Source organism: Micromonospora sp. KC213 (genome assembly GCF_004348325.1).
Taxonomy (GTDB): domain Bacteria; phylum Actinomycetota; class Actinomycetes; order Mycobacteriales; family Micromonosporaceae; genus Micromonospora.
Genome location: NZ_SMKF01000324.1, coordinates 1 through 2,169, shown reverse-complemented (window position 1 = coordinate 2,169; position 2,169 = coordinate 1). Strand labels below are relative to the sequence as shown.

General features: G+C 74.2%; 2 protein-coding genes and 1 pseudogene. 1 reads left to right on the top strand and 2 read right to left on the bottom strand.

Annotation, left to right across the window (positions count from 1 at the left end; genetic code table 11):
- Nucleotides 1–825, bottom strand: an 825-nt coding sequence (locus E1166_RS30305; protein WP_132343218.1) for a TIGR04222 domain-containing membrane protein, incomplete at its 3' end; no start/stop codon positions are given.
- A gap of 103 nt (nt 826–928) precedes the next feature.
- Complete coding sequence (locus E1166_RS30300; RefSeq protein ID WP_132271148.1) at nt 929–1,501, bottom strand: TetR/AcrR family transcriptional regulator; 573 nt, start codon at nt 1,499–1,501, stop codon at nt 929–931.
- A gap of 285 nt (nt 1,502–1,786) precedes the next feature.
- Here E1166_RS30300 and E1166_RS30295 point away from each other — a divergent pair.
- Nucleotides 1,787–2,169 (top strand): annotated as a pseudogene (locus E1166_RS30295) (HAD family hydrolase); the annotation flags it as partial.

Genomic DNA, 2,169 nt, shown 5'->3' with positions numbered 1-2,169 from the left:
GCCCCCGCCGCTGGACCCGCCCATCCCCGACGCCTGTCGCTGGATCTCGGCCTGCTCGGCGAAGCCCGGGTCGAGGCCCCACAACGAGACGGTCCCGAACAGGGCCACGCCCATGGCGGCCCCGGCCGGGCCGTAGGTGGCGTACGCCGGCGCGGAGGCGGGGGTGAGGTGGGCGTGGCGCCGCCGTAGCTCACCCAGCACGGCGTCGGCGGCCCGGGTTCGCCGTGGCACCCGGCTCAGCAGGATCGCCGTGCCGGCCAGGGCGACCAGGGTGAGCAGCAGGAACCCGACGGGTCGGTCGTTGGCCAGGCCGGTGGCGGCCCGGATCGCGCCGAGCGCGAGCAGCCCGACGAGCACCAGTGAGCCGCCGCGGGCGGCGCTGCGCTGCGCGTCGGAGAGCACCAGACCCTGCCGCTCCAGGCCCCCGCGCAGGTCGGTCAGGGCGCGGACCACCCACCCGTCGCGGACCAGCTCCCGGGCGTACAGGTGTCGCCGGGCGGCGTGGTGGACGGCCTGGTCGAGGGGGGTCGCCCCGGCCGGCAGGGGAGCACCGGTGGTGAGCCGCCGGTCGGGCCGGACACCGACGGCGCCGCTGCCGCGTAGCCCGCCCAGCGCGGACCAGACCGCGAGCTGGTCGCCGCCGTTGAGGTACGCCACCTGCTGCGGGTCGAGCCGACCGGCGCTGGCGGCTTTCTGCCCGGCGAGGACGCGGGACCGGTGCACGAGCGCGCCGACGACCGCCACCAGGACGGCCGTCAGGTACAGGCCGAGGAAAAGGGGCCCGGGGATACCCCAGGTGTCGCCCGGGGCGGAGAGGACGGTCATGACTGCTCCTGTTGTCACGCGGGGTCGCGGCCCCATTGTGGAGCAGCGCCGCCACGGGCGAACCGTGCCGGCGGCGGGGTGACCGAACCGAGACGCAGCGGCGTCAGCGCCGGCGTACGGCCTCCTCGACCAGGTCCAGCACCGGACCGAGGTCGCCGGCGGGCCGGCCCATCGCCAGGTGCAGCACCAGCCCGTCGTACGCCAGTTCGAGGAACTGGGCCAGTACGTCGATCGGGACGTCCTCGCGCAGTACTCCGGCTTCCCGCTGGCGGGCCAGCCGTTCGCGGGTGGCCTCGGCGATCGCCGCGGAGCGCTCGGCCCAGCGGCGGGCGAAGGCCGGGTCGGTACGCAGCCGGCGGGACACCTCCAGTTGGCTGCCCAGCCAACCGGTGGTGTCCGGGGAGACCGCCCCGACGAGCAGGTCTCGCATGACCTGGACCAGACCGTTGCGGGCGACCGTCTCCACCATGGTGGCGGCGTCGTCCTCCGCCACGGCGAGGAACAGCGAGTCCTTGTCCCGGAAGTGGTGGAAGATCGCGCCGCGGGAGAGCCCGGTCGCCTCCTCCAGCCGGCGGACGGTGGCTCCCTCGTAACCGTGCCGGGCGAAACAGGCCCGTGCCGCGCCGAGGATCTCCTGCCGGCGCGCGTCGAGCTGGTCCTGGCTTACTCTGGGCACAGGTGCGATCGTCCCAGCTGACCGTCCGTTACGCAAACCGTACGTACGGCTTGGGTTGTTCCTCTGCCGGGAGAGCGGGACGTGGCGCGCCCGATAGGATCGCCGGGTGACGACGCCCCCGGTCGCCTCGGTGCCCGTACCCCCGACCACCCGGGGCGCACCCACCCCGGCCGCCGACCGATCCGCCGAGGCGCGACTCCCCCGAACAGTGCTGCCGGCCTGACGGGACGTCGGCAGGCCACTCGGCCCTGTCGACGCCCGCTCTCTCTCCCGTAAGGTGCCCGAGTGCCGCTGCTCCTGCTCAACCTGGACAACACCCTGCTCGATCGCGCAGGGTCGTTCCGCGCCTGGGGCGAGTGGTTCCTGGCGGAGATCGGGGCACCGCCGGACGACATCGACTGGTTGGTCTCCCTCGACGCGGACGGCCTCACCGACCGGTGGGACCTCGCGGACGCCATCCGCGACCGCTACGCGTTGCGCATCCCCGCGATCGACCTGGTCGACGAACTGCGCGACGGGGTCGTGGCGTACACCCGGCTGGATCCGCTGGTGGCCTGCGCGCTGCGGATCGCCGACGACGCGGGCTGGATGCCGGTGGTGGTGACCAACGGCACAGCGCAGTACCAGGAAGCCAAGATCCGCAACACCGGGCTGGACCGGTACGTCGC